This window comes from Streptomyces sp. CRN 30, assembly GCF_034105845.1.
This window is the reverse complement of sequence record NZ_JAVRHI010000500.1, coordinates 1-24,816: the sequence shown is the minus strand read 5'-3', so window position 1 is coordinate 24,816 and position 24,816 is coordinate 1. Positions and strand designations below refer to the sequence as shown.

Annotated in this window: 20 protein-coding genes, 1 pseudogene and 1 riboswitch; of the genes and pseudogenes, 3 read left to right on the top strand and 18 right to left on the bottom strand. The window is 73.2% G+C overall.

Features of this window, described 5'->3' with window-relative positions:
* Positions 1 to 315: pseudogene (locus UW392_RS57000) on the bottom strand (ATP-binding protein); the annotation flags it as partial.
* A gap of 343 nt (positions 316 to 658) precedes the next feature.
* Positions 659 to 736 (bottom strand): 50S ribosomal protein bL37, encoded by a 78-nt coding sequence (locus UW392_RS67200; protein ID WP_370443954.1) that lies wholly within the window; start codon positions 734 to 736, stop codon positions 659 to 661.
* A gap of 168 nt (positions 737 to 904) precedes the next feature.
* Here UW392_RS67200 and UW392_RS56995 point away from each other — a divergent pair, with 168 nt between their 5' ends.
* Both UW392_RS56995 and UW392_RS56990 read left to right on the top strand, forming a co-directional pair.
* Positions 905 to 1,438: a MarR family winged helix-turn-helix transcriptional regulator gene (locus tag UW392_RS56995; RefSeq protein WP_320783386.1), complete on the top strand. Its 534-nt coding sequence runs from the start codon at positions 905 to 907 to the stop codon at positions 1,436 to 1,438.
* Positions 1,435 to 4,275, top strand: a complete 2,841-nt coding sequence (locus UW392_RS56990) for an FUSC family protein (RefSeq protein ID WP_320783385.1) — start codon at positions 1,435 to 1,437, stop codon at positions 4,273 to 4,275. Before UW392_RS56995 ends, UW392_RS56990 begins: the two co-directional genes overlap by 4 nt.
* A gap of 20 nt (positions 4,276 to 4,295) precedes the next feature.
* Here the strand turns inward: UW392_RS56990 and UW392_RS56985 are convergent, their stop codons facing one another.
* From UW392_RS56985 to UW392_RS56935, 11 genes are all read right to left on the bottom strand, one after another.
* Complete coding sequence (locus UW392_RS56985; protein WP_320783384.1) at positions 4,296 to 5,030, bottom strand: hypothetical protein; 735 nt, start codon at positions 5,028 to 5,030, stop codon at positions 4,296 to 4,298.
* A gap of 199 nt (positions 5,031 to 5,229) precedes the next feature.
* Positions 5,230 to 8,010: a helix-turn-helix transcriptional regulator gene (locus tag UW392_RS56980; RefSeq protein WP_320783383.1), complete on the bottom strand. Its 2,781-nt coding sequence runs from the start codon at positions 8,008 to 8,010 to the stop codon at positions 5,230 to 5,232.
* A 580-nt stretch (positions 8,011 to 8,590) separates the two neighbouring features.
* The gene (locus UW392_RS56975) at positions 8,591 to 9,007 is read right to left on the bottom strand and encodes a hypothetical protein (protein ID WP_320783382.1); all 417 of its coding nucleotides are present in this window, start codon (positions 9,005 to 9,007) and stop codon (positions 8,591 to 8,593) included.
* Between the two features lie 140 nt (positions 9,008 to 9,147).
* Positions 9,148 to 10,341: an MBL fold metallo-hydrolase gene (locus tag UW392_RS56970; RefSeq protein ID WP_320783381.1), complete on the bottom strand. Its 1,194-nt coding sequence runs from the start codon at positions 10,339 to 10,341 to the stop codon at positions 9,148 to 9,150.
* A gap of 118 nt (positions 10,342 to 10,459) precedes the next feature.
* The gene (locus tag UW392_RS56965; RefSeq protein WP_320783380.1) at positions 10,460 to 11,284 is read right to left on the bottom strand and encodes an SGNH/GDSL hydrolase family protein; all 825 of its coding nucleotides are present in this window, start codon (positions 11,282 to 11,284) and stop codon (positions 10,460 to 10,462) included.
* 152 nt (positions 11,285 to 11,436) lie between these two features.
* Entirely contained in the window at positions 11,437 to 12,213 is a 777-nt protein-coding gene (locus tag UW392_RS56960; RefSeq protein ID WP_320783379.1) for a LysM peptidoglycan-binding domain-containing M23 family metallopeptidase, read from the bottom strand.
* 3 nt (positions 12,214 to 12,216) lie between these two features.
* Positions 12,217 to 12,372: riboswitch (cyclic di-AMP (ydaO/yuaA leader) on the bottom strand.
* Between the two features lie 338 nt (positions 12,373 to 12,710).
* Positions 12,711 to 13,679, bottom strand: a complete 969-nt coding sequence (locus tag UW392_RS56955; protein ID WP_320783378.1) for a patatin-like phospholipase family protein — start codon at positions 13,677 to 13,679, stop codon at positions 12,711 to 12,713.
* A gap of 12 nt (positions 13,680 to 13,691) precedes the next feature.
* Positions 13,692 to 15,542, bottom strand: a complete 1,851-nt coding sequence (locus UW392_RS56950) for a peroxidase family protein (RefSeq protein ID WP_320783377.1) — start codon at positions 15,540 to 15,542, stop codon at positions 13,692 to 13,694.
* The gene (locus tag UW392_RS56945; protein WP_320783376.1) at positions 15,539 to 17,467 is read right to left on the bottom strand and encodes a GMC family oxidoreductase; all 1,929 of its coding nucleotides are present in this window, start codon (positions 17,465 to 17,467) and stop codon (positions 15,539 to 15,541) included. The genes UW392_RS56950 and UW392_RS56945 overlap by 4 nt, the downstream gene beginning before the upstream one ends.
* On the bottom strand, positions 17,464 to 17,862 hold the full coding sequence (locus UW392_RS56940; protein ID WP_320783375.1) for a hypothetical protein: 399 nt from the start codon (positions 17,860 to 17,862) through the stop codon (positions 17,464 to 17,466). The genes UW392_RS56945 and UW392_RS56940 overlap by 4 nt, the downstream gene beginning before the upstream one ends.
* A gap of 65 nt (positions 17,863 to 17,927) precedes the next feature.
* Positions 17,928 to 18,956 carry a hypothetical protein gene (locus UW392_RS56935; protein WP_320783374.1) on the bottom strand — a complete coding sequence of 343 codons (1,029 nt, stop codon included), beginning with the start codon at positions 18,954 to 18,956 and terminating at the stop codon, positions 17,928 to 17,930.
* A 457-nt stretch (positions 18,957 to 19,413) separates the two neighbouring features.
* On the opposite strand from UW392_RS56935, the gene UW392_RS56930 reads away from it, so the two are divergent.
* Positions 19,414 to 20,211, top strand: coding sequence for a tyrosine-protein phosphatase (locus UW392_RS56930; protein WP_320783373.1), 798 nt, complete (start codon positions 19,414 to 19,416; stop codon positions 20,209 to 20,211).
* Positions 20,212 to 20,234: 23 nt separating this feature from the next.
* Here the strand turns inward: UW392_RS56930 and UW392_RS56925 are convergent, their stop codons facing one another.
* The 5 genes from UW392_RS56925 to UW392_RS56905 all read right to left on the bottom strand — a co-directional run.
* On the bottom strand, positions 20,235 to 20,354 hold the full coding sequence (locus UW392_RS56925) for a DUF6126 family protein (protein WP_320783372.1): 120 nt from the start codon (positions 20,352 to 20,354) through the stop codon (positions 20,235 to 20,237).
* Positions 20,351 to 20,980 carry an XRE family transcriptional regulator gene (locus tag UW392_RS56920; protein ID WP_320783371.1) on the bottom strand — a complete coding sequence of 210 codons (630 nt, stop codon included), beginning with the start codon at positions 20,978 to 20,980 and terminating at the stop codon, positions 20,351 to 20,353. The genes UW392_RS56925 and UW392_RS56920 overlap by 4 nt, the downstream gene beginning before the upstream one ends.
* A 75-nt stretch (positions 20,981 to 21,055) precedes the next feature.
* Positions 21,056 to 22,441, bottom strand: a complete 1,386-nt coding sequence (locus tag UW392_RS56915; RefSeq protein WP_320783370.1) for an aspartate aminotransferase family protein — start codon at positions 22,439 to 22,441, stop codon at positions 21,056 to 21,058.
* Positions 22,442 to 24,361, bottom strand: coding sequence for a 1-deoxy-D-xylulose-5-phosphate synthase (gene dxs, locus UW392_RS56910; RefSeq protein WP_320783369.1), 1,920 nt, complete (start codon positions 24,359 to 24,361; stop codon positions 22,442 to 22,444). It lies immediately after the preceding gene.
* Between the two features lie 28 nt (positions 24,362 to 24,389).
* Positions 24,390 to 24,816, bottom strand: a 427-nt coding sequence (locus UW392_RS56905; RefSeq protein ID WP_320783368.1) for a flavodoxin-dependent (E)-4-hydroxy-3-methylbut-2-enyl-diphosphate synthase, incomplete at its 5' end; no start/stop codon positions are given.

Genomic DNA, 24,816 nt, shown 5'->3' with positions numbered 1-24,816 from the left:
GCGCTCGTGCACGGAGCGGGCGGCGCGGTCGGCGGCGACGGCCGCGATGGCGACGGCGGCGACGGTGACCGAGACCGCGCCCGCCAGGACGGCCCACAGGGCCGGGGCCGGCCGGGTGCCGGTGGAGCGGACGGTGAAGAGCACGGCCGCCGAGGCGCTGAGGGCGACCGCGACGGGGGGCAGTACGGCGAGGCGCAGCAGCTGGGACCGTACGGGGGTGTCCGGCAGCACGGGCTCGGTACGGGCGGCCGGCCGGCCGTGCCGCCCGCCCTCACGGCGGTCTGCGCGCACGGCCGGGGCGCGGAGGTGAGACATCGGTGTCCTCGTGTACTGGTCCGTCGGGGCTGGGTGCTCGCACGTGGTGCGCCACGCGGGCATGCGCCATCGCGGACACTCACAGTAGTCGCCTGCGCCTCACCCGCGATGGGCAGTTGACGAAGTCCCCCGGACATCGTCCCGCTCTGGTATGAGCCCTCGTACGACAGACCGATAAGCCGGTGAAGCACCCGTTCCGGAGTGGCACGGAAACGGTCGCGAGCGGTCTGGAGCGGTCGGGGCTGGTCGAAGATTGTCACTCTTGGTGACGAGGAGGGGATCGGTCCGGACACACGCATGGGTGGGTGACAGTGTCACCCACCCATGGACGTGTGCGGCCGGTTCAGCTCTGCGGACGGCTGCCGTGGTTCGCGCCGTTCTTGCGGCGGGCCTTCTTCTTACGACGTCGCTTCGAGGACATCGAACCCTCCTCTTCCTGTTCCTGTGCTTCTACGCATCCTTTACCGGTATGTCGCCTCGGGCGACCTCAGGTGTCCCTACCCGCCCGGGAGCCGTCAAACAACACACGAGCAGGCATTTTGCTCGCGCATGGTTCCGACGCCGCTCTCGACAAACATATAATTGGTATATGCATCAATCGTCGTCCCCCGCGGTCCCCACCGACGAGCAGCGCATCGAGAGTGCCGCCCGGGGCCTGCTGAGAGGCATCGGACGGCTTTCGCAGGCACTCTTCCGCGCCGGTGACCTCGCACTGACCCGCAGCCAGGTCGCCGTCCTCGACGCACTGGAGGACGGCCCCCGGCGGGTGACCGCGCTCGCCGCGTACACCGGCATGGTGCAGCCGCGCGTCACCGTGGTCCTCCAGGGCCTTGAGGAGCGGGGCCTCGCGACACGCACGCGTTCGGCGGCGGACCGGCGCGTCGTGGAGGCGTCGCTGACCCCGGCCGGCCGGGAGCTGCTGGAGCGGGGGCGCCGGCGCATGGCGGCGGCGCTGCTCCGGGGCCTGGACGCGGGAGTGGACGACTCCGAGCGCGCCGTCGGCGCCGCGCGCGAGGCACTGACGGCGCTGACGCGGGCCATGGAGTCCGCGGAGGCCGCGGAGGACACCGCACGCACGACGTTTGTCACCCCCGTAGGAACCCACGATTCGGAGGCCAGTTGAGCAGCCCGAGCACCGCACCGTCGGAGACGGCGCAGTCGGACACGGCACAGTCGGAGACGGCGCAGTCGAAGACGGCACAGTCGGAGACGGCGCCCGCACCGGCACACGCCGCCCGCGCGGCGGACACCGTCGCACCCCGTCGGGTCGGCGGGCCGCCCCGGCGGTGGGACTGGGTACTCGCGGCCGATCCCGGCCTCGGCCAGCTCCAGGCGGGCTGGCGGACCTTCGTCGCCATGGTGACCGCCCTCGCGACCGGCTACGGCATGGCTCGGGCGCTGGACCTGCCCGCCATGATCGGCATGATGGTCGGCGGGATGATGGGCCTGATGAGCGCCTTCGCCGTCGCCGAGAACACCTGGCAGCGGCTGGCCCGCGCCATCCTGTGGATGCCGTTCCCCTACGCCGCGGTCCTCTGGGTGGCCGCCGAGCTGCACGGCGAGCGGGCCCTGGAGATCGGGCTGATGATCGTCGCGCTGGCGCTGACCTTCTTCCTGGCCCGGTTCGGACAGCTGTACCTGCTCACCGGCATGATGCTCTTCAACGGCCTGATGGTCGGCATGATGGCGGACATCCCCGCCGGGATGTCCGGCCGGGCGTTCGCCGTCGCTCTGGTCTCCGCCGCCGCGGTGCTCGCCACCCGGCTGCTGCTCTGCTACCCCATGCCGCGCGAGGACCTGCTGCGCACCCAGCGCGCCTTCGTCGTGGAGGCCCGGCGGCTGGCGGACGCCGCCGTCGACGCGCTGGACCCGGACGCCGACCAGGAGCGGGCCGTACGCCGCATCACGCGCTCGCTGCGCCGCCTCAACGTCACCACCGTCACCATCGACGGGCGGCTCGCTCAGCCCGAGGTCGCCGCCGACCCCGGCGCGGCCGAACTCCTGCACCGCCACCTCTTCGACGCCGAACTCGCCCTGCGCGGCATCGGCCGCGCCGTCCAGGACCTGACCGGCCGGGACGTGCCGCCGCGGCTGCGCGAGGCGATGGCCGTCGGCTTCGTCCTCTCCCGGGACACCCCGCTCGGCAGCGCCCGCGGGCTCGGCCCCGCGGCCGAGCACATCCGCCGGGAGGCCGACCACGTCCTCCACCACGCCGGGCCCGGCGAACGGCGGGCGGAGACCGTCGAACTCGCCCACCGCGTGGCCGGCCTCCTCGACTCGCTGGCCGGCTCGCTCTCCTCGTGGCTGGCGCTGGGCCGGCACTCCCCGCAGTCGCCGTCGAAGGTGCCGTTCCAGCCGACCGTCGCCCTGGAGCGCGGTCTGCCGCCCGGCTCGGCGGCGGCGACCCGGCGTGCGCTCGCGGCGGGCACGGAGAACAGCTGGCGCCGCGTCGTCCCCTACGTCCGCGCGCCCCTGCACGCCGGGATCGCCGCCGCGATCGTCTGCCCGCTCACCGACGCCATCGACCCGCAGCGCTTCTACTGGGGTCTCGTCGGCGTGATGATCACACTGTTCGGTACGAACACGACACACGAACGGCTGCGCAAGTTCGGCCACCGCATGGCGGGCACCGTGGTCGGGGCGGTGATCGGCATCGCCCTCCTCGGCGTCCTCGGCACCGGCCACGTCTGTGCCACGCTCACCGTCATCGTCCTCGGCCTGACCTTCGGCGCCTGGGGGATGCAGCGCGCCTACGCCCTGTGGGTCGTGGGCCTCGTCGTCGCGCTGGTGCAGCTCTACGGGCTGACGACGCCGTACGACGGCATGGACCATCTGCTCGGGGAGCGGCTGCTCGACAACGGGGTCGGCATCCTCGTCGCGACCGCGTGCGCCGCGCTGGTCTTCCCGCTCTCCAGCCGGCGGATCACCCGGGAGGCGGAGCGCGGCTACGTCCTGGCCGTGGACGGCCTCGTCGGGCAGGTCGCCGAGCGCTGGCGGGACCCGGAGGCCCCGGTCCGGCTGCGCGGCGCCGCCCGCGCGGTGGACGCGGCCCTGTTCCAGGTGGTGAGCCTGGCCCGGCCGCTGGTGCGGATGCCGCTCGGCGTGCGGGGCCGGGACACGGACCACCGCACCGCGCTGCTGACCACGGCCACCGGGCACGCCCGCGCCCTGGCGGCGGCGGCCGACATCGACGTGGACCTGGCGCCCCGGCAGGCCGAGCGGTTCACACGGGTCACCACCGAACTGGCCGCCTCGCTCTGTGCCCTGGAGCGGTCCCTCGCCTCCGGCGAACCGGAGGGGACCTGGCAGCGGGTCGGGCCGCTCGTGGGCGAACTGCGGGAGGAGCTGGAGCTGGCGCCGCCCGGCCCTCGCGTCGTCCGCCTGCGCCGGGCGCTGTGGGAACTGGCCGCGCTGGACGAGGCGCTCGCCGGGTACGCGGAGCGGTGCGGGCTCACCGTGCGCGGCGTCGCGTCCGCGGAGACGGCGCGCACGCCGATGGAACGCCGGGCGCGTGCGCTGGTGGCGGAGTGGACCGTACGGCCCGCTCCGCGGGACGCCGGTACGGAGCCTTCCGTGGCCCCCGGCCCGACATCGGCTTCCGGGACGGCCACGGCGGACGTCGAGGCGTCCGCCCCTGTCACCACGCCCACCACGGCCGTCGCCGCCGGCACACTCGACGCGGCCTCCGTGAACGCCGCCGGAGGCGGTGTCACCGTCACCGGTGCCGTCCGGTGCGCCGCGCATCCCGCCGGCTGTGCCGGGTGGATCACGGTGATCGACGGCCGGGGCAAGCGGGTCACGGCCGGCCCGTTCCGGGCGGGCCGCTACCGCGTGGACGGCCTGCGCCCCGGCCACCACACGCTGGTGGTGTCGGCGGCTGAGCACGCGCCCCACGCGGAGTTCCTGCGGGTGCCGTACACCGGGCGGACCGGCCCGGTCGGGCACGACCTGCGTCTGTAGGGAACCCGGGGTACCCGCGTTCAGCCCTTGGGCTCGGGCGCGCGGGCGCGGACGGTGGCGCCCTCGGTGACGAAGTAGTAGTCCTCGTCCTCGAGGTCGGCGCGGGTCTGTTCGCCGATGTACAGGTCGAGGTGGTTGGTGTCGTCGCAGCCGATGCTGCACAGGTCGTCGACGCGCCAGTGCGCGGCCTTCACGCGTGCGCAGATGTCGCCGGGGACGCCCGGACCGCAGTCGCCGATACGGATCTCCGTGCCGTACGGGAGGTGGTTGGCGGCCACGGAGCGCCAGGGCACCAGGGCGTTGTCGTGGGAGCCGACCGGGGGTTCGTCGGTGGCGAAGTAGCAGTGCTCGTCGAAGTCCCAGCCGAGGTAGTCACCGCGGGCGGTCCTGCCGAAGCCCTCCAGGTCGACGCGTTCCAGATAGTCGGCGGGGAAGGCGTCCGGCAACTCCTCGCCGGGGCAGACCTTGTCGCGGATGTCGCGGCGCGGACCGTCGTAGTACGCCTCGCTGGGAGTGAAGTAGACGGTGAGGGTGTAGCCGCCCCGCGGGGCGTCGTCGCTCCGCGCCGGGTCGGTGGTGGTGAGCCGGTGGTACAGGCCGGGCCCGGTCCAGACGAGGGCGGCGAGGACGAGGAGGCCGCACGTCACGATCACCGGGACCCGGCCGCCGCGCCGGGCGCGCGCACGGGGTTCGGGGGACGTGGGTCGGGGAGGCGTGGGTTCGGCGGGCGGGGTGGTGCCGGGGTGTGCGCTCATGGGAGGGCTGACGTCTGCTCCGTACAGGTACCGGTCGGGGTACGGGGGCTGACGGCACGTCACTCGCTGCTGACGGCTTCCGTATCCCCCGAAGTGCGCGTGTGCGCCACAGAACGCACCATAGAACATCGAAGCGAGCGGAATCACCGAAGTCGCCCTGTGCCCGGTGCCGGAGCGGGCGCCCGCCCGGCAGCGGGCGTCAGCCGCCCCCGGGCGAGAGACGGTGCACGAGGCCCATGCGGGAGGTGATGCCGAGCTTGGCGTAGGCGTGGCCGAGGTGGTACTCGATGGTCTTGACGCTGAGGACGAGTTCCCTGGCGATCTGCCGGTTGGTCAGGCCCTTGACGGCCAGCCGGGCCACGGTCAGCTCCTGGACCGTCAGGACGGGGTGGGGCGGGTCCACTGTGTGCCCCACCGCCCGTCCGCACGCGGCGAGTTCCTTGCGGCACCGCTCCTCGTACGGCAGGGCGCCCAGGCGGTGCAGTGCCTTCTGGGCGGAGCGGAGCCGCAGCGCCGCGGCCCCGCGTTTGCCCGAGCGCCGCAGGAAGGTGCCGTGGTCGAGGTCCAGCAGGACCGACTCCCAGCAGGGCTCGCCCCGGCCGAGGTGTTCCAGGCCCGCGCGGTAGGCCCGCGCGGCGGCGTCGGGGCGGCCCCGGGCGGCTTCCAGGGAGCCCCGGCAGCGGGCCGCGGCGGCCAGGTCCAGCCAGTGGTCGTGCCGCGCGGCACCCGCCTCGTACGGCGTGAGCACGGCCTCGGCGTCCTCCGGGTGTCCCGTGCGCACCAGGGCCCCCGCGAGCAGGGGCCGCCACTGGACGGGACCGGTCTCGGCGAGGGCGGCGCCGTGCACGAGCGCCGGGTCGAGCAGACGCCGCAGGGCGTCCAGCGCGCCCTCGTGATCGCCCCGCGCGGTCCGTACGGTCCCGAGCGCCGTGCAGGCCAGGGCGAGGTCGTTGACGTCGTCGAGTTCCCGCGCGTACCGGGCGGCCCGGTCGGCGTGCTCGGCGGCGGTGTCGAAGTCGCCGCGGCAGGCCAGCGGCGCGGCGACGAGCGAGTGCACCATGGCGAGGACGGACACCTGGTCGGTGTCTTCGGCCAGCGACACCGCCTGGGTGCCGTGGGCGATGGCGTCGTCCCAGTGTCCGGCGCGGTACTCCGCGTCGACGAGGAAGGAGAGGGCGATCAGTCCCGCGTAGGGCAGTCCGCCGCGCCGGTGGCAGTCGAAGGCTTCGGTCAGGTCCTGGCGGGCGCGGCTCAGTTCGCCCCGCCACAGCCGGAGCAGACCGCGGGCCATCAGTCCGTCGAGTTCCGCCGGTCGGCTGCGCGGTCCCGAGGGAGGAAGGTGGGCGACGGCGGCGAAGGCCTCGTCGTACCGCCCTTCGAGGCCCAGCGCGATGGTGAGCGCCTCCCGCAGGAAGGAGGAGCGCTGTCCCGGTGGCAGGTCGAGGCCCCGGCGTGACCACAGGACGGCCTCCCGGGTGTGGGACTGGATGAGGTGGAGGGAGGCGAGCTGTTCCGCCGCGCAGCGCACCGTGGCCCGGGGAGTGCGCTGGTCGCAGGCGTCCCAGCAGCCGGTGAGTTCCCGGCCCGCCTCCTCCAGCCGCCCTGTGGTGAGGGCGAGGTGGCCGAGGACGTAGTGCCGTTCGGCGCCGGCCGGCAGCTTCCGTACGTCCTGTTCCAGGTCGACCGCCTGGCCGACGTCCCCGGCGAGGAGCAGGTACTCCACGGCCTGGAGGAAGCGCTTGGCGTGGCCGTCCGGGTCGGGGCAGAGCCGGGCGGCGGTCATGTCGGCGGCGGCCGCCGCGGACCACGCCCCCTCGGCGGCCCGGCACTCGGCGAACCGGTGGAAGGCGTCGGCGAGTTCCGCGTCGGGTCCCACCGCGGCGTGCGCCCGGTGGTGCAGGGCGACCGCCCGGTCGTCCGAGAACCGCGCCGCGCGCAGGTGCAGCCGGGAACGCAGGGCCGGGCTGAGCCCCTGGTACACGGCCGCCCGGGTGAGCGGGTGGGGGAACACCGTCTCGGGCATGCCGCCGGCCGTGGCGTCCCGCAGCAGACCGGCCTCGACGGCCTCCGCGAGTGCCTCCAACGGGTCGGTGACGGAGGCCGTCCGGGCGGCCAGGTGCAGGGGGCCGGCCGTGCCGAGGACGGAGGCGGCCTCCACCAGGCGGCGCGCGGCGGGTCCGCAGGCGTCGAGCCGGGCGCTGACCAGCCGCTCGTAGCCGGGCGGCGCGGGCAGGACCACCTCCTTGCCGGCCGTGACCTCGGGGTAGGAGCGGCGCAGCAGGGTCTGGGTGTGCAGCGGGTTTCCCCCGGTGTGCTCGCGCAGCCGGACGGCGGCCCAGCCGGACAGCGGGGCGCGGCCGAGCGCGAGGCCGAGCCGGCGGACGTCCTGGACGGTGAGCCCGCCCAGGCTCAGCTTGAGCGTGGTGTCGTCGCCGAGGACGCGGCGCAGGCCCGGCGGCAGCCGGGGGTCGCCCGCGTCGCGCGTCACCAGGACGGTGAGCACCCGGTCCACGCGCAGCCTGCGCAGGGCGAAGGTGAGGGCGTGCAGGGACGGGCTGTCGGCCCAGTGCGCGTCGTCGACGAGGAGGACGGCGGGCAGCGGTCCCTCGGCCTCCCCGATCAGGTCGAGCAGGGCGGAGCCGACGAGAACGGGGTCCGGTACGGCCGCCGTGCCCGGACCGACGCAGTGGCCGAGTTCGCCGAGGACCGGGGCCGGTTCCTCGGCCGCACCGGCGACGAGTTGTGTCACGACGGCGTACGGGAGGCGCGTCTCCTCCTCGTCGCCACCGGCCCGCAGGACGCGGCAGCCGGGGTCGGCCTCGGTGAGGAAGCGGCGGACCAGGCAGGTCTTGCCGATGCCGGGGGGTCCTTCGACCAGGACGGTCTGCGGTTCGCCGCGCGCGGCCGCGCGCAGTCGCGCGCGCATCCAGGACAGTTCGTCCTCGCGGCCCACGAAGTGCGGCTCCGGCGCAGTGCTCACAGGTGGTCCCCCAACCGTGCACCGCTCATTGTGGAGGAGCACCGGCCGGGGGGACAGCGCCGTCCGCCGCGCACGCCGCCGCGGGCGCCGGCTGCCGCCGGTGTCGGGCCGGGCTTCCGCCGGGGGTTCGTCGGGGGGCCCGAGGCCGATGTGGGCGCACCGGAGGTGTCACAGGACCTCCGTGGGGCGGGTGGGCGCGGGCCGGGTCGTGCGAACGCACCCGCTCGGCTGCGGCGTCCGGCCCGCTCCCGGGGCGACGCACGCGCAGGCGGCCCGGTCCCGTCCGCCGCTTCCGCCTGCCGCAAGCGGCCGAGCCGGGTACGTCGGCCGCACCGGGTAGGTGGGCCGCACCGGGTGGGCCGGGCGGGCCGTACACGTACGCCGGGACCGGACCTCGCCGATCCCGGCGCCCTGCGATCCCGGCACTCGGCACCCTCTGCGCTCCCGACGCTCGCCGATTCCGACGCTCGGCGAGCCCGATGCCCGGCGATCCCGCCGCTCGGATCGCGGGCGACCGGGCGGTACGTCGCCCCGGTCGCCCGCGTCACCGCGTCACCGCGTCACCGCGCGGACGGTGCCGCTACGGCAGGATCTGGAACGGGTCGCCGACGGCGAACGTGGCGCCCGGCTGGTTCGTGCCGTACAGCACCGATCCCCACGCCTGCGCCATGTGCCCCCGGTGGTTCTGCAACGTGGCGCTGCTGACGACGAACGGGAACGAGGCGGCCAGGTTCGGCCAGTTGGCGTCGGTGAAGCTGCCCTGCACCTCACCGGCCGTCGCGACACCGGTCACGAACGCGGGGATACCGGTCCCGTCGCTGAGGTCGCGTACGACGAGGGACACCCGGTACTTGCCGGCGTTCTGATGCAGGGTCGCGCCGGCCTCCGCCTCCAGCACGATCTCCGCGTCCTTGGTGGGGTCGAGTGTCACATCCGCGATCGGTCCCTTCGGTTCGCGGCTGAACACCCGCACGATCTGAGCGTCGTTCGGTCCCATGAGTACCCCCTTGGAGTCGGGCCGGTTCTCCGGCCGTCGGCACGACGTTAGGGAGTCCTCCCGGGCGCGCACCTCGGGGACCGGCCCGGAGGAAACCCCGGGGTCGGCCCGGTGCGCCGGCCGGAGGCGCGGCCCGGCCCTCACCGCTCGCCGGCGAGGTCCAGGTCCCCCTTCTTCGGCTTCGGTCCGGGCTCCAGGTCGCCGGGCTTGCGCCACGGCCGGGCGAGCGGGGCCGATATCGAGCGCCACCACGGTTCCACCGGCAGCGTTCCCGCCGGTTCGAAAGGCTCTCCCGGACGGGGGAACGCCACCGGCTGGTCCACCGCGTCGGCCGCGTCCCTCATCCACTCCCCCGGCTCCGCCCACGCGTGCGGCGCGAGGTTGAACGTGCCCCAGTGGATCGGCAGCAGGACGCCGCCCGGGGTGCCGCCCTGGAGGTCGAGGTGGGTGCGGACGCCTTCCTCCGGCGTCATGTGGATGTCCGGCCAGAACTCCGAGTACGCCCCGACCTGGACCATCGTGACGTCGAACGGGCCGTGCGCCGCGCCGATCTCCTTGAAGCCCTCGAAGTAACCGGTGTCACCGCTGTGGTAGACGCGGTGCTCCTCCCCCGCGACCACCCACGAGGCCCAGAGAGTGTGCTGGGTGTTGCGCAGGGCCCGGCCGCAGAAGTGGCGGGCCGGGGTGGCCGTGAGGGTCAGACCGCCGACCTTCGTCTCCTCGTGCCAGTCCAGTTCCCGCAGCCGGTCGGCCGCGACGCCCCAGTGCTCCAGGTGGGCGCCGACGCCGAGCGGCACCGCGAACAGGGTGTCCGTGCCGGCCAGCGCCTTGATGGTCGGCATGTCCAGGTGGTCGTAGTGGTCGTGCGAGATGACGACGACGTCCACCGGGCCGAGGGCGGCCAGCGGCAGCGGCACCGGGTGCAGCCGCTTGGGACCGGCGAACGGGAACGGGGAGCAGCGCTCGCCCCACACCGGGTCGAAGAGGACCCGCTGCCCGTCCACCTCCACCAGCACGCTGGAGTGCCCGGCCCAGGTGATCCGCAGTCCCGTGGCCGGCGGGCGGGCCAGGTCGGCGACCGTGGTGGGGTGCACGGGGATCGTTCCGCCGGGGGACCGCCGGGCCCGCGCCCGGCGGTCGAGGTAGGTCTTGGCCAGCTCCGCCGACGATCCGGAGGGCATGGTGCGGGCGGTGCCTCCCGGGTTCTGGAAGACGCCGTTCGCGAAGTGCGGGGAATTGCGGATGCGCGCCATGCGCTCGCCGCTCGGGTCCGCGCCGAAGGCCGCGGGCCGCGGCGCGCGGAGCCCGGCATTCGGGATACGGAAACCGGCCACGGTACCTCCAGGTGGAGTAGGTCAGACCTCCATTATGGTCGGCCTGTGTGACAGCCGTCGCTTCCGGCCGTCACATCCGTACGCCCCGCACGCCACACGCGGCGCGCCGGCCTCGCCGTCAGGCCACCGCCGCGATCCGGGTCCTGATGTCGGCCGGCGACAGCGTCCCCTTGGCCGTGACGTGGTCGCCGGAGGACTCGCCGCGCAGCCGGCGGCCGATCCACGGCACCAGGTACTCCCGCGCCCAGTGCACGTCGTCCCGGCGGACCTCCAGCGTGCCGCGCGGCGGCAGTGGCGGCCAGGGCTGGTCCGGGTCGGCGGGCACCGGCAGGCCGAGGAGCTGCCCGGCGCGGAGCGCCACGCGCGTGTGCCCCTCGGGAGAGAGGTGCAGCCGGTCGTTGTCCCAGGCCCGGCGGTCCTGGACGCTGCGCAGCGACCACAGGTCGAGCACGGGGCAGCCGTAGCGGTCGGCAACGGCCCGCACGTGCCCGTTGTACGTCGCGATCTTGCCCCGCAGGTGCTTGAGGACCGGTATCCCGCGGGTGTCGAACCCGGTCGTCACCAGGACCGTCCCGGCCGTCGCGGTGAGCGCGGCGACCGCCCGCTCGAACCGCTCGGCCAGCTCGTCGGGGTCGGTGCCCGGCCGGATGATGTCGTTACCCCCCGCGCAGAACGACACCAGGTCGGGTGCGAGCTCGGCGGCCCGGGGTACCTGGTCCTCGACGATGCGGTCGAGCAGCCGGCCGCGCACGGCCAGGTTGGTGTAGGTGAAGTCGCCCTCCGGCCGCCGGTCGGCGAGGAGGACGGCGAAACGGTCGGCCCAGCCGACGAACGCCCCGTCCGGGCCGCGGTCGCCGACGCCCTCGGTGAAGCTGTCGCCCACCGCCACGTACGACCCGATGACTGCTCTCTCGTCGCTCTTCTCACTCTTCGAATCGTCCACGTCGGCCCATGATTCACCTCTGTTTGTGACCTACGCGACCGTAGGCAGGGGTTGACGGGCGGTGAGAAAAGCCACTCCTAAAGTGTTCACCAATTCCGGAATAAGCGCGGCCCGCCGCAGAAGCGGCGGGCCGTGCTCGCGGGGAGCGGAATTCAGACGGAGACGCCCTGCGAGCGCAGGTACGCGATCGGGTCGATGTCCGAGCCGTAATCCGGCGTGGTGCGGATCTCGAAGTGCAGGTGCGGTCCGGTCACGTTGCCGGTGGCGCCGGAGAGACCTATCTGCTGCCCGGCGGTCACGGAGTCACCGCTGGAGACGGAGAGCGCGGACAGGTGGGCGTACTGGGCGTAGTGGCCGTCGGCGAGCTGGATGACGACCTGGTTGCCGTACGCGCCGCCCCAGCCGGCGGAGACGACGGTGCCGGCGCCGACGGCCTTCAGCGAGGTGCCGGTCGGGACGACGAAGTCGGTGCCGGTGTGGTAGCCGCTGGACCACATGGAGCCGGACTGGTGGTACGGGGTGCCGACGGTGCCGCCGCTGACGGGCGAGACGAAGCCGGCGGAGGTGTCGTCCGTCGCGGCCGCCGCGGTCTTGGCGGAGGAGGCCGTCGCGTTCGTCGTGCCGGCCTTGTCGCCGCCGTCGAGGGTGAGCTTCAGACCGGGGCGGATCAGGGCCGGGTCGTCGCCGATGGCGTCGCGGTTGTCGGCGTAGAGCTGCTTCCAGCCGCCGTCGACGTCCTGGGCGTCGGCGATCTTCACCAGGGAGTCGCCGGCCACGACGGTGTACGTGTCCTGCTGCGCGTCGGCGGCGTGGGCGCCGGCGGCTCCGATCAGCGGCAGCGCGAGCGCGGCGCCGCCGGTTCCGGCGGCGGCGATGGTGCGGGCCAGGCGGCTGGTCCTGGTACGACGGTGCTTACCCTTCGCGGGCATGTCGAGTTCCCTCTCCGGCGCCTGCGAGGTGAGCTGTCGGGTTCGGGCTGGAGATGCCCGGCCGTGCCGTGGGCGCGGCTTGACCCCTAGCCGTCCCGGGAACCGGAACAGGCGGTCGTACCTGTGGGTCCCCCGCTCCTGCCGTGACGGGTGGTGAGTGGGTTCGGGCTCCGGGCGGCGGCAGGATTAGGCGTCCGTCCGGATCGGTGAGGAACGTAAGGGACCAGGACGCACAGGGACAAGCGTGGGTTGCGCGGGAAGGGTGTTCCGCTTGATCCACCGCGAGGAAGATCCGTCACCCTCCGTGCACCGCGGCCGGGCCGCCGGGGGTGAACGCCCATGACAGGGCCCTGTTTTGCATGGGCATGAAAAGGGGCACAACGTCACGGATCTCGCATATCTATGACGCTGCTCACGTGCCCCGATCCGTCGGGCACGGGATCGGGGCACGTCAGGGCATACCGTTCTATTCGGACCGCGCTAGCCGGCCGGCACCGTCACGACCGCCTGCGCCGTACGAACTCGCTCGCGGCCTGGCGCCCCTCCTCGACCAGCGCCTCCCTTGCCTCCTCGCCGATGCCGAAGTCGGTGATGCCGACGTTCTGACAGGCCACGGCGAACGTCCGGTCCCGGACCCCCGGCCGCTCCAGGCTCGTCTGGTCCCGGCCCACCAGGGCCGTCGCCACCACCTGTTGCAGCAGGCGCAGCACCGGGGACATCACCACGGCCGCGGCCGGGAAGAGCTGTGCGATCCCGGCGGGCAGCTCGGGCAGGATGCGCACGCCGATCGTGTCCCACCGGGCGGGTTTTCCGTCGGTGCGGTCCCAGGTGTCCACGGCGAAGTTGGACAGGATGCCCCCGTCCACGATCACCGACTGCTCGCCGGTCGCGCGGTGGGTCAGGGTGCACGGCCGGAAGTAGAACGGGATCGACAGCGAGCAGCGGACCGCGTCGGCGACCTTCTGCTCGTCGGGGTCGAGGTCGTAGAGCCAGTAGTCCCAGGGGAGCCTGAGCAGCCGTCCGTGGGTCACATCCGTGGCCATCACGACCAGTTTGTACCGTTTGTTCTCCGGCAGGTCGCTGTCGCCCTCCGGGTCGTCGTAGCGGAGCTGGCCGAAGGTGGTGACGCCGAGGTCGCCCAGTTCCCGCTCCAGCCAGTCGCGGATCCAGTCGCCCCGGTAGGCGCCGCGCCCGCCGAGGAGGGAGATGCCCTCGCTCAGCAGCGGCAGGCCGGGCGGCCCGCGGTCGGGGATGCGGGTCAGGTCCAGGCGGTTCATGATGTCGCGCAGTTCCTTGGGTCCCACCCCGGCGGCCACCAGGGCCGCGGCGATGGCGCCCACGGACGTACCGGCGACCCGGGGAAAGGCGTAGCCCTCCTCCAGCAGGCCGATGACGGCGCCCGCGGCACCCAGGCCGCGTACTCCGCCGCCCTCCAGGACGAGGTCCGCCTTGAGGTCGGTCGCCATCACACTCACCTCCTACGGTTTCCCTGCCACGTTCCACGGCCAGAACGCGTTCTCCACCCCGGACAGGGCCGTGCGCAGCTCCGGGTGGTGCCGCAGCAGCACGCTCACCATGGTGTTGTCGTCGATCCAGCGCAGCCCGGCCTTCGAGTACACCTGGGGGGTGTAGTACTTCGTGAAGAACCGGTCGCTGTTGAGGCGGCGGGACGCCATCAGGATGAAGATGCGGAACGCCGTGTCGCTGAAAGCGAATCCGGCGGGGAGCTTCTCCGCGAAGAGACCGACGGTCAGGTCGACCTTCTCGATGTCGCCCCGGTAGACGCGCCGGATCTGGTCGGCCCACTCCGCGTTGGGGGTGAGTTCGGAGAAGTCGGCGGCCGGCTTCAGCCGGAGCAGCCGGCGGAACTCGTTGTAGCGCGGGATGCCGAGTTCCCTGCTGCGCAGGATGTCGGTGGCCGCGAGATCCTGGAGGTGGCCGTCGGGCCGCTCGAACTCCTGGAGCGCCTTGGGGAAGTTGTGCAGGGTGACCAGTCCGGGGTGGAGCGTGCCGAAGCTGTACAGCAGGTCCGCCGTGGGGATCTGCTCCAGCACCTTCAGCGTCTCGGGGCCTGCGATGTCCCGGAAGCCGGCCTCGCGCAGGGTGGCGTTGTCCGCCGCCGCGCGCAGGTGCCAGTCGTCGCGGACGAGAGGGTGCATCCGGTAGACGGCGACGAACTCCTCGGTCAGCGCGTACGGGACGCCGTAGTGGTCGGTCTCGGCGCCGGGGATGCCGCTGATCACCTCGGAGTCGCTGATCCGGCCGAAGAGGTTGTGCACCCGCTCCCCCGCCAGGCCCCACCAGTTGGTGCGCAGCGCGGTGACGGTGGTCGGGTGGCTGATGACGGCCGGGGTCCACTCCACCGTGTGGATCTTGGCGAGCAGGGCCGCGTTGACCAGGCGGGCGCGCTGGAACAGCTCCTCGTCGCCCCAGTTCGGGTACTGCCCGTGCAGGTGGTCGCAGATCGCGTTGTGCTCCTCGGTGAAGAGCCGCTGCATGAGGGCGAGGCCGAGCCAGAAGCCGGGGACCCGGGAGGGGTCGCGGTCCGGGTCGGAGGGGAACGGCAGTTGCGCGTCGCCCCACACGCGGAGCTTGCCGTACTTGCCGGTGCGCATCGCGCGCTGTTCCTCTTCGCTGTTTCCGTAGATCTGGGAGGCGTCCCACCAGTGCGAGAAGGCGTTGACGCGGGTGTCGGGGGTGCCGGCGGGGGCGCTCGGGTCGCGGGTGGGGTCGTCGGGGGTGCGCATGATCTGCATCGGCCGCTCGGGCCACGGGTCGTCGTCGAGGAGCGGTACGGTCCAGGGCCGGTCGGTGGGGCTGGTGCCGTGGCTGAACCAGTCGCGGACCATGAACTGGAGCCAGGCGGCGACGAGGGAGTTGACCGTGGTGGCGGCGATGAGGTCGCCGCGGGTGAGCAGTTCCCTGCTGACGACGCGGGGGTTGGGCTCGGAGAGCACCTCGGCCGCCGAGGCCGGCGCGATCTTGTCCAGCGGGATGTTGCGGCCGAAGCGGGTGCCGGCCATGCCCATCCGCGGGGAGCCCAGGTCGTTGTGGCTGCCGTCGGGCGTGCGGTTGACCAGGTGCCCGTCGCCGGTGCGGGGCGGGGGTTCGGGCACGTTCACCGCGGGGACGCCCTCCGTGTCGTGCAGGTTCTCCTGCCGCAGTTTCACCCGCAGCCCGAGCAGGGTGGCCAGGCCCAGCGGGAGCGGCAGTTTGTCCCAGCCGATCCGCCGGTCCAGGGTCTGGGCGATGCCGGTGACGATCCGCCACGGCAGCGTGCGGCGGTAGCCCGGGGCGGAGCCGCGGGCCGTCGGTCGCTGATCGCTCATCGGGGTTCCCCCTGCCCTTGGTTCGTGGATGGTGTGGCGTCGGCGAGCAGCACGTCGCCGGCCTTCTCGCTGATCATGTAGATCGGGGTGGCGACGAAGAATCCCGGGATGCGCGGGAAGACGGAGGCGTCCACGACGCGCAGCCGTCCGACGCCGCAGACCCGGAACCGGCTGTCGACGACGGTCCTCGGGTCGTCGGGCCGCCCCATGGGGCAGGTGCAGGAGGCGTGGTGGCCCCAGGCCTCGTCCTGTACCCAGCGGCGGATCTCCTCGTGGCCGCGGACCTGCTCGCCGGGCCACAGCTCCTCGCCGAGCAGCGCGCCGGCCCTGCGGTTCATGGAGCGGACGAACTCGACGGCGTCGGTCATCGCCTCCAGGTCGACGCCGTCCTTGTCGGTGCCCTCGGTGAAGTAGTGGAAGTCGACCAGCGGGGTGTCCCGGGGGTCGGCGGAGGCCAGCCGCACCCGGCCGCCGGTGTTGCGGGTGCGGGACTTCAGGATCGCCCAGGTGAACCGGTCCTGGTGGAGCAGCCCGTCCTTGCTGTACCCGGGGTAGTAGCCGCGGAAGTCGGCGGGCAGCCCGAAGATGAACAGGTCGGGCGCGTCCAGTTCGGGCAGCGACTTGCGGGTGATTCCGACGATGGAGCCGTTGGTGGTGTAGAGCCCTCGGCCGCGCTCCCACTCCCGGTAGCAGCGGTCGGGGGTGGCACCGGGTTCGGGGGCGTGGAAGGAACAGCCCTTGAGGAGCGGGAAGTTCCGGCTGGTGCGGCTGACGACGCCGACCTCGTAGCGGTCCTGGAGGTTGCCGCCGACGCCCTCCAGGTCGACGCGGACCGGGATGCCGTGCCGCTCCAGTTCGTCGCGCGGGCCGATGCCGGAGAGCATCAGCAGCTGCGGGGTGTTGAAGGCGCCGGCCGCCAGGACGACCTCGCGGCCGGCGAGTACCAGCCGGGGTGCGGGGACGTCGCTGTCGGGGACGGTGCCGGCGGCCGGGTCGGCCCGGTAGACGTGCTCCCGGTCGAGGTACTCGACGCCGACGGCGTCGCGGTTCTCGTCCAGGACGACCCGGGTGACCAGGACGTGCCGGCGCACCACGAGCCGGTCCGGGTACCGCTCGCGGACGGCGGCGACCCGTTCGCGCACGGCGCTGCGCCGCCCGTCGGCGGTCACGGAGACCGGTATCTGCCACAGCCCTTCCAGGGCGTCGGTCTGCACCCGCCAGTCGTTGGGGTCGACCAGGGACTCCAGTCCCTCCAGCGGGGACAGCGGCCGGCCGAGGAAGTCCTCCAGTTCGCCCGCCGCCGCGTTCAGGACGATCTTCAGCAGCTGCTTGTCCCGGACGACGAGGCGGGGGTCGGCGAGCCGGGTGGGCAGCCAGCCGTCGAAGCCGTGCCGCGAGGTGTTGGCGTACCGGCGCGAGACCAGCGGCACCGCCTTGAGCAGGGCGGCGAGCAGCCGGTTCGACGGCGGGGTGCGCGGCCGGGTCCGGTACTCGCAGCGTTCGATCCGCTCGAAGTAGGAGCGCATCGCCTCGGCGTTCCAGGAGGGGTCGCCGGTCTCCCGGGCGATCCGGTCCCAGTCGGCGTTGTAGGGGTAGACGGTGATCAGCGCGTGGTGCGCGGTGCAGCCGCCGAGCGTCCCGGCCCGCGGGTAGAGGATGCCCTTGTCCGGTACGAGTTTGCTGTCGCGCCGGTGCTGCTGCTCGTCCGCGTAGTGGCGGACGAAGTAGTCCCAGCGCTGGACGGGGTCCTCGGAGGCGTCCGGGTGGAAGGCGGGCACGGAGTAGTTGTCGGTCGTCTCGGCGCCGCCCGCCTCCAGCAGCAGGACCCGCGTCCCGGCCTCGGCGAGGCGGGCGGCGAGCGGTCCGCCGCCCGCGCCGGAGCCCACGACGATGTAGTCGAACCCCTCGGTCCCGGCCGACGTCACTTCTTGCCCCGGTCGACGGCCAGGGCGCTGACGGCCAGGGCGGTGTTGGCGGCGGAGATCGCGGTGGTGAGCACGGCGGTACGGGGCGGCAGCGCGCCGCGCAGTCCGAGGACCGCGGCGGTCATGGTGTCGCTGCCGTGGATGAGCACCCCTTCGCGCAGTTCCTCCTCCAGGCGCTCGCCGCGCTGGGTGAGCAGGTCGAGGCCGAGGAGGATGGTGCGGATGCCGAAGAGCCGGAAGGCGTAGACGGCGGCCGGGTTGGGTTCGGAGTCGCGGTCGAGGCGGTCGATGAGGACCGTCGGCGCGAGCAGTCCGGCGACCCCGTTGAAGATGCGGATGCCGGCGAGCCCGTAGACCGCGGCGGACCGCTTACCGGCGGCGGTTTTCCTTGCCATGGTGGTCTCCCCCCGTGTGGGCGTGTGGGTGGTGCTCCGGTGGCGGTGGGCCCGGTGCCGCCCGGTCACGGCTCCTCCAGCCGGCGGGCGCTGCTCACCCCGTAGGTGGCGTCGCGCGAGCGGTTGAGGTTGCCGAGCGGCCGGAAGGCGTCCGTGGTCCGCCAGGGTGTGAAGGCCAGCCGGTCGACGCGTTCGGCGGTGGCCCTGGCCGCTTCGGAGTCGATGTCCTGGCCGGGGACGGTGAGCCGGGCGACGGGCACCGGCGGCGCCGCGTCCTCCCGCCACTCGACGGAGGCGTCCTCGACGGGTGTGGTGTGTCCGTCCACGAAGCGCTGGAGGCAGAGGTCGAAGACGACGTCGGAGCGGCGCAGCCGCCGGGCCAGCTCGTCGTGGAGGTAGTGCGGGTTGCGCCGGTCGGGCCGGTCGCCGGGCGGTTCGTCGGCGACGGGGCGCAGCTGGTACTGGACCGGTCCCGCGTCGCCCCACAGGATCGGGGTCTGTCCCCAGTAGCGCTCCCGGGCGAGGCTGGTCACCCGGCGGCGGACCGCGGCCTGGAGGGTGCGCCGCATCCGGTTCGCGGCGGGGCGGCCGACCTCCCGGGGCAGGGCGAACAGGAACCGCAGGGCGACCTGGAGGGTGCTGGTCGCGCCCGCCATGACGGTGGCGAAGCCGACGAACTCGCGGGCGTCGGCGGCGTGCGAGGCGGGGAAGTTGAGCATCAGCAGGTCATGGCGCTCGTCGTCGGAGACGACGACCCGGACGGCGATGCCGCGCGGGTCGCGGGCCGCGTCCCGCTGCGGTATGCCGGAGGCGGCGGACATCCGGACGACGGCCCGGTACTCGGCGCCGGGCCGAGCGTACCCCTCGACCAGGTCGGGGGGCAGGTCGTCGCGGAACCGCAGCCGGGCGTCGTCGACGGCGAGCGAGGTCTTCGCGTGGAAGGTCCGGTCGGGCCGGTCGAGGCGCCCGGTGCGCCGGTTCACCTCCTGCACGTGTGCGATCTTCCGCGCGAGTTCCTGGAAGACCTGGTGCTCGGCCTCTGCGCTGCCGCCCTCGTACTGCTCGTACTTCTCGTGCCGCCACGGTTCGGCCACGGCTCCGCTCCCTCCCGACCGGTGGTGCGGAAGCGTGACGCTACTAGCGGGGCCGTGACCGCCGACACCGGCCATCCCAGCCTTCCGAACGATCTTGTCCGTCGGCGGTCCGGGGCGCCGCCTCCGGCGTCATGTCGCTGGCGGGCGCGGTGGACGGCGCTCGCGCGGCTCTCTCCGGGTGCACCGCGTGCGGTCCTTGCGTCCCAGCCACCCCAGGGGCCCAAGACGGTCATGGCCAGTCGGCCACCGGGGGCGCACGATCGGAAGACGTGCTCCCTGGTACGCGCCGGGCTCCGGATCGTGCGCGGGCGGGCGGTGGTGAGGGCGTCCGGGAGCGGTGTCACGGGCCCCGGAGAGTGCCCGACGCGGTCTCGTTGCAGGTGGCAGCCATGCCGTATCGTCGAAAGCCGTGCGGACCGCCGAGCCGCGGCGCGGTGCGCGACCGGGAGGAGCATCCATGACGCAGCAGATCCCGTCGACCGAGCCGGAGCTGGCCGGGGTACGCAATTTCCGTGACGTGGGCGGCCTGCCGGCCACGGACGGACGGCGGGTGCGGTTCGGCGTCCTCTACCGCAGCGGTCACCTCGCGCACGCGACCGCCGAGGACGCGGTGTTCCTCTCCGGCCTGGGCCTGCACACGGTCTTCGACTTCCGCAACGCCGCCGACCAGAAGCTCGAAGGCCCCGACGTGACCCTGCCGGGCACGCGCAACGTGAACCTGCCGCTCTCCGACCCGGCCGACGGCGCCGAGTTCTGGCGGATGGTCCGGGACGGCGACCTCGACCAGCTGCGGGAGATCCTCTCCGACGGCAGGGGCGCGGCCCGGATGATCGCCTCGTACCGCTCGATCGTCACCGACCGCACCGCCGAGCACTCCCGGGTGCTGCACGCGCTCGCCGAGGACAGCGTCCCCGCCCTGATGCACTGCGCGGCCGGCAAGGACCGCGCGGGTCTGTCCATCGCCGTGACGCTGCTCGCGGTGGGCGTCGAGCGGGACGCGATCGTCGAGGACTACCTGAAGTCGAACGAGAAGCACCGCCGCTACAAGGTCCGCCGGGGCGGCTCGGCGGAGTCGGCCTACTCCCCCGAGGTCATGGAGCTGCTCAGCCCCCTGTTCGACGCGCGCGCCGAGTACCTCCAGGCGGCCTTCGAGACCGTCGAGAAGACCTGGGGCGGCGTCGACGCCTACCTGGAGCGGGGCCTCGGCATCGCACCGGCGACCCGGGACCGCCTCCGCGACCGCCTGCTGGACTGACCGGTCTCCCGCCGGCCGCGCGGTTACTTCGCGCCGACCTCGAAGAGCAGGTAGACGAAGGCCGCGAAGACGTGGCCGACGGCGATGTAGATGATGAGCCGCACCCACAGGGCGCGGGGGAACTTCTCCTCGATGTCGCTCATGGCGTCTCTCCATGGGTCGGGCCCAGGCACAGCACGGCCGTGGGGCTCTGCAGCAGGGTGTGGACGAACAGCAGCTCGACCCCGTCGTGGTCCTGGGCCGCGATGCGGTGCGGGGTGAGCGAGTCGAAGTGGGCGCTGTCCCCGGGGGTGAGCAGGTGAGTGGCGTCCCCGAGGCGCAGCCGCAGCCGACCGGTGAGGACGTACAGCCACTCCTCGCCGGGGTGCACCCGCACGATGTCGCCCTGGGAGCCGTACGGCACCTGGACGCGCAGCGCCTGCATGGCGCGGCCGGGGGAACCGGCCTGCCGGTAGGTCCAGCCGCCCGCGGCGGTCGGCTCCATGTCGGCGGCGCGCACGACGGCGTCCCGTTCGGCGGCCGACTCGCCCAGCAGCTCCGAGACCGTCGTACCGTAGATACGGGCCAGCGCGAGCAGCATGGGCAGCGAGGGCTGGCGCTGACCGGTCTCCAGCCGGGAGAGGTGGGCCGGTGACAGTCCGGCGGTGCGGGCCGCGGCCTCCAGGGTGAGGGAGGCGCGGCGGCGCAGCGCCCGGAGCTGGGGAGCCACGGCGGGCAGCTCCGTCACGGGCTCCGCTGCCGAGGCCGGCGAGGCTTCCGAGGGGCTCATACCCTCTATTCAGCCCCGGCTTTGCCTGCAAGGCAAATTCATTGCCTCACAGGCAAAAACATGGGCGGGAACGGTTCACCGGTGGGCCAGCGCCTGCTTCACCAGCGTCCGGCCGAAGTCCCACATCAGTCCGCCGCCGTTGTGCGCGTCGTCCATGACCTCGGTGAAGGCGTCCACGAACCGGTCCACCTCCCGCTCGCCCACGATCAGCGGCGGGATCAGCTTGATGACCTCCAGGTGGTCGCCGGAGACCTGGGTGAGGACGCGGTGGCGCTGGAGCAGCGGCACCACGACCATCTGCGCGAAGAGTCCCTTGCGGGCGGCCTGGAGCATGGTCCAGCGGGACCGGAGCTTGAGCGACTTCGGCCGGCCGAACTCGATGCCGATCATCAGGCCCCGGCCGCGTACGTCGGCGAGCAGCTCGTACTTGTCGGTCAGCGCCGCGAGCCGGGAGCGGAGCAGGTCGCCGGTGGTCCGGGCGTTCGCCACGACGCCCTCGTCGTCCATGACGTGCAGGACGGCGAGGCCGGCCGCCATGGCCTGGGCGTTCGACCCGAAGCTGGCCGAGTGCACCAGCACCCGGTCCATCGACGAGTAGACCTTCTTGAAGATCCAGTCCTTGCCGAGGGTCGCGCCGACGGGCACGTAGCCGCCGGAGAGCGCCTTGGCCACGCAGACCAGGTCCGGTTCGACGCCGGCCTCGTGCTGGTAGGCGTGGAAGGTGCCGGTGCGGCCGAGGCCGGTCTGCACCTCGTCGGCGATGAGCAGCGCCTTGTGCCGGTGCAGCAGTTCCTGGGCGGCCCGCAGGTAGCCGGGCGGGGCCTCGTGCACGCCCTTGCCCTGGATCGGCTCGACGATCAGTGCGGCGACGTCGCCCTTCCTCAGCTCGCGGGCGAGCGCGTCCAGGTCGCCGAGGGCTACGCGTGTGTCGGGGAGCAGCGGCGCGAAGCCGTCCCGGAAGCCGCCCTCGCCGTTGACCGACAGGGAGCCGGTGGTCAGCCCGTGGAAGGCGTGGTCGCAGTAGAGGACGCGGGGCCGGCCGGTGGCGAACCGGGCGAACTTCAGCGCGGTCTCGACGGCCTCGGTGCCGCTGTTGCCGAAGAAGACCCGGTCCAGGTGGGGGGTGTACGACAGCAGCTTCTCGGCGAGCAGGCCGGGCAGCGGCTGGCAGTCGAACCGGGTGAGGTCGGCGAGGGAGGCGTCGAGGACGTCGTGCAGCGCCCTGCGGACGACGGGGTGGTGGCGGCCCAGGCCCATCACCCCGAACCCGGCGAGCATGTCGAGGTAGTCGTTGCCGTCGGCGTCGTAGAAGTAGGCGCCCTCGGCCCGCTCGTAGACCTTGTCGAAGCCGATGGTGCGCAGCATGCGCGGGAGCTGGTGGTTGAGGTGCCGGGTGTGCAGCTCGTACCGCTCGGCGCCGCGCTCGGCCAGCAGCGCGCCGAGGTCGAACTCCTTGGCCATTCAGTTCTCTCCTTGACCTGACGTGACGGCCCGGCCGTCCGCCGTCCGCCGCTCGCCCAGGGCCAGGCTCGCGCTGATCCGTCCGGCGATCTCGACCGGGGTGAGACCGAGGTCGGCGAGCACCTCGGCGCGCTTGGCGTGCGCGAGGAACTGCTCCGGGATGCCGAAGCGCCGCACCGGTACGTCCACCTCGGCGTCGCCCAGGGCCAGCGCCACCGCGGAGCCGACCCCGGCGGCGCGGCTGTTGTCCTCGACGACGGCGACCAGGCGGTGCCGGGCGGCGAGCGGCGGCAGGGCGGGGTCGACGGGCTTGACCCAGCGGGGGTCGACGACGGTGCAGCCGATACCGCGGGCCGTGAGCAGTTCGGCGGCCTGGAGACAGACGGGCGCCATCACGCCGACGGCGACGAGCAGTACCTCGGCGTCGTCCGCGGCGGCGAGGACGTCGAGGCCGCCGATCCGGTCCACGGCCGGTACGGCGGGGCCCACGGACTCCTTGGGGAAGCGCAGCAGGGTCGGCGCGTCGTCGACGGCGACCGCCTCGCGCAGCTGGGCGCGGAGCTGGTCGGCGTCGCGCGGGGCGGCGATCCGCAGCCCGGGGACGACCTGGAGGACGGACAGGTCCCACATGCCGTTGTGGGAGGCGCCGTCGGCACCGGTGACACCGGCCCGGTCCAGGACGAAGGTGACGCCGCAACGGTGCAGGGCGACATCCATCAGGACCTGGTCGAAGGCACGGTTGAGGAAGGTGGCGTAGACGGCGACGACGGGGTGGAGCCCGCCGGTGGCGAGGCCCGCGGCGGAGACGGCGGCGTGCTGCTCGGCGATGCCGACGTCCCAGACCCGGTCGGGGAAGCGCGCGGCGAACTTGCCGAGGCCGACCGGGTGCAGCATGGCCGCCGTGATCGCCACGACGTCCTCGCGCTCCTCGCCGATCCGGACGATCTCGTCGCCGAAGAGCGAGGTCCACGACGGTCCGCCCGAGGGGCTGAGCGGCTCGCAGGTGAGCGGGTCCATCGCGCCGACGGCGTGGAAGCGGTCCTCCTCGTGGGCGAGGGCGGGTTCGAAGCCGCGGCCCTTCTCCGTGAGGCAGTGGACCAGGACGGGGCCGTGGAAACGTTTCGCACGTCGCAGTGCCGACTCGACGGCCCCGATGTCGTGCCCGTCGATGGGGCCCACGTACTTCAGCCCGAGGTCCTCGAAGAGGCCCTGCGGGTTGAACGCGTCCTTGAACCCCTTCTTCGCGCCGTGCAGCGCCTCGTAGACGGTGTTGCCGACCACGGGGGTGCGCTGGAGGACGTCCTTGCCCCAGGCCAGCATCCGCTCGTAGCCGTCGGTGGTGCGCAGGGTGGCGAGGTGGTTGGCGAGGCCGCCGATGGTCGGCGAGTAGGAGCGCTCGTTGTCGTTGACGACGATGATGAGCGGCCGGTCCTTGGCGGCCGCGATGTTGTTCAGCGCCTCCCAGGCCATGCCGCCGGTGAGCGCGCCGTCGCCGATGACGGCGACGACGTGCCCCCGCTCGCCCTGCACCTGCCGGGCCTTGGCGAGTCCGTCGGCCCAGCCGAGCGCCGTGGAGGCGTGGCTGTTCTCGATGACGTCGTGCTCGGACTCCTCGCGCGAGGGGTAGCCGGACAGGCCGCCCTTCCCGCGCAGCTTGGAGAAGTCCTGGCGCCCGGTCAGGAGCTTGTGCACGTAGCTCTGGTGGCCGGTGTCCCACAGGATGCGGTCGGCGGGCGACTCGAAGACGCGGTGCAGGGCGACGGTGAGTTCGACCACTCCCAGATTGGGCCCGAGGTGACCGCCGGTCCTGGCGACCGCGTGCACCAGGAACTCGCGTATCTCCTCGGACAGTCGGCCGAGTTCGGCCTCGGACAGCGCCTTCAGGTCGCGTGGTCCCCGGATGTTCTCCAGAATCGTCACGCTCGGGCCCCCTTCGGTCCGTGCTGCTCTAGCTCACGGTGACGGCGGGCTCCCCCGACGCGCCGTCCTTCTCCATCTGTTCGGCGATCTTCATCGCCTCGTCGATCAGCGTCTCCACGATCTTGGACTCGGGTACGGTCCGGACGACCTCGCCCTTGACGAAGATCTGGCCCTTGCCGTTGCCGGAGGCGACGCCGAGGTCGGCCTCGCGGGCCTCGCCGGGACCGTTGACGACACAGCCCATCACGGCGACGCGGAGCGGGACCTCCATGCCGTCGAGACCGGCGGTGACCTCCTCGGCCAGCTTGTAGACATCGACCTGGGCACGGCCGCACGACGGGCACGACACGATCTCCAGCCGGCGCTCCTTGAGCCCCAGCGACTGCAGGATCTGGATGCCGACCTTGACCTCCTCCGCCGGCGGGGCACTGAGCGACACCCGGATGGTGTCGCCG

What these genes read in the sequence shown, in the direction of transcription:
- UW392_RS56940 (WP_320783375.1), bottom strand. Translation starts at nt 17,862, where the DNA reads ATGGCAAGGAAAACCGCCGCCGGTAAGCGGTCCGCCGCGGTCTACGGG.
- UW392_RS56995 (WP_320783386.1), top strand. Translation starts at nt 905, where the DNA reads ATGCATCAATCGTCGTCCCCCGCGGTCCCCACCGACGAGCAGCGCATC.
- UW392_RS56920 (WP_320783371.1), bottom strand. Translation starts at nt 20,980, where the DNA reads ATGAGCCCCTCGGAAGCCTCGCCGGCCTCGGCAGCGGAGCCCGTGACG.
- UW392_RS67200 (WP_370443954.1), bottom strand. Translation starts at nt 736, where the DNA reads ATGTCCTCGAAGCGACGTCGTAAGAAGAAGGCCCGCCGCAAGAACGGC.
- UW392_RS56985 (WP_320783384.1), bottom strand. Translation starts at nt 5,030, where the DNA reads ATGAGCGCACACCCCGGCACCACCCCGCCCGCCGAACCCACGCCTCCC.
- UW392_RS56955 (WP_320783378.1), bottom strand. Translation starts at nt 13,679, where the DNA reads ATGGCGACCGACCTCAAGGCGGACCTCGTCCTGGAGGGCGGCGGAGTA.
- UW392_RS56925 (WP_320783372.1), bottom strand. Translation starts at nt 20,354, where the DNA reads ATGAGCGACATCGAGGAGAAGTTCCCCCGCGCCCTGTGGGTGCGGCTC.
- UW392_RS56915 (WP_320783370.1), bottom strand. Translation starts at nt 22,441, where the DNA reads ATGGCCAAGGAGTTCGACCTCGGCGCGCTGCTGGCCGAGCGCGGCGCC.
- UW392_RS56960 (WP_320783379.1), bottom strand. Translation starts at nt 12,213, where the DNA reads ATGCCCGCGAAGGGTAAGCACCGTCGTACCAGGACCAGCCGCCTGGCC.
- UW392_RS56950 (WP_320783377.1), bottom strand. Translation starts at nt 15,542, where the DNA reads ATGAGCGATCAGCGACCGACGGCCCGCGGCTCCGCCCCGGGCTACCGC.
- UW392_RS56930 (WP_320783373.1), top strand. Translation starts at nt 19,414, where the DNA reads ATGACGCAGCAGATCCCGTCGACCGAGCCGGAGCTGGCCGGGGTACGC.
- UW392_RS56975 (WP_320783382.1), bottom strand. Translation starts at nt 9,007, where the DNA reads ATGGGACCGAACGACGCTCAGATCGTGCGGGTGTTCAGCCGCGAACCG.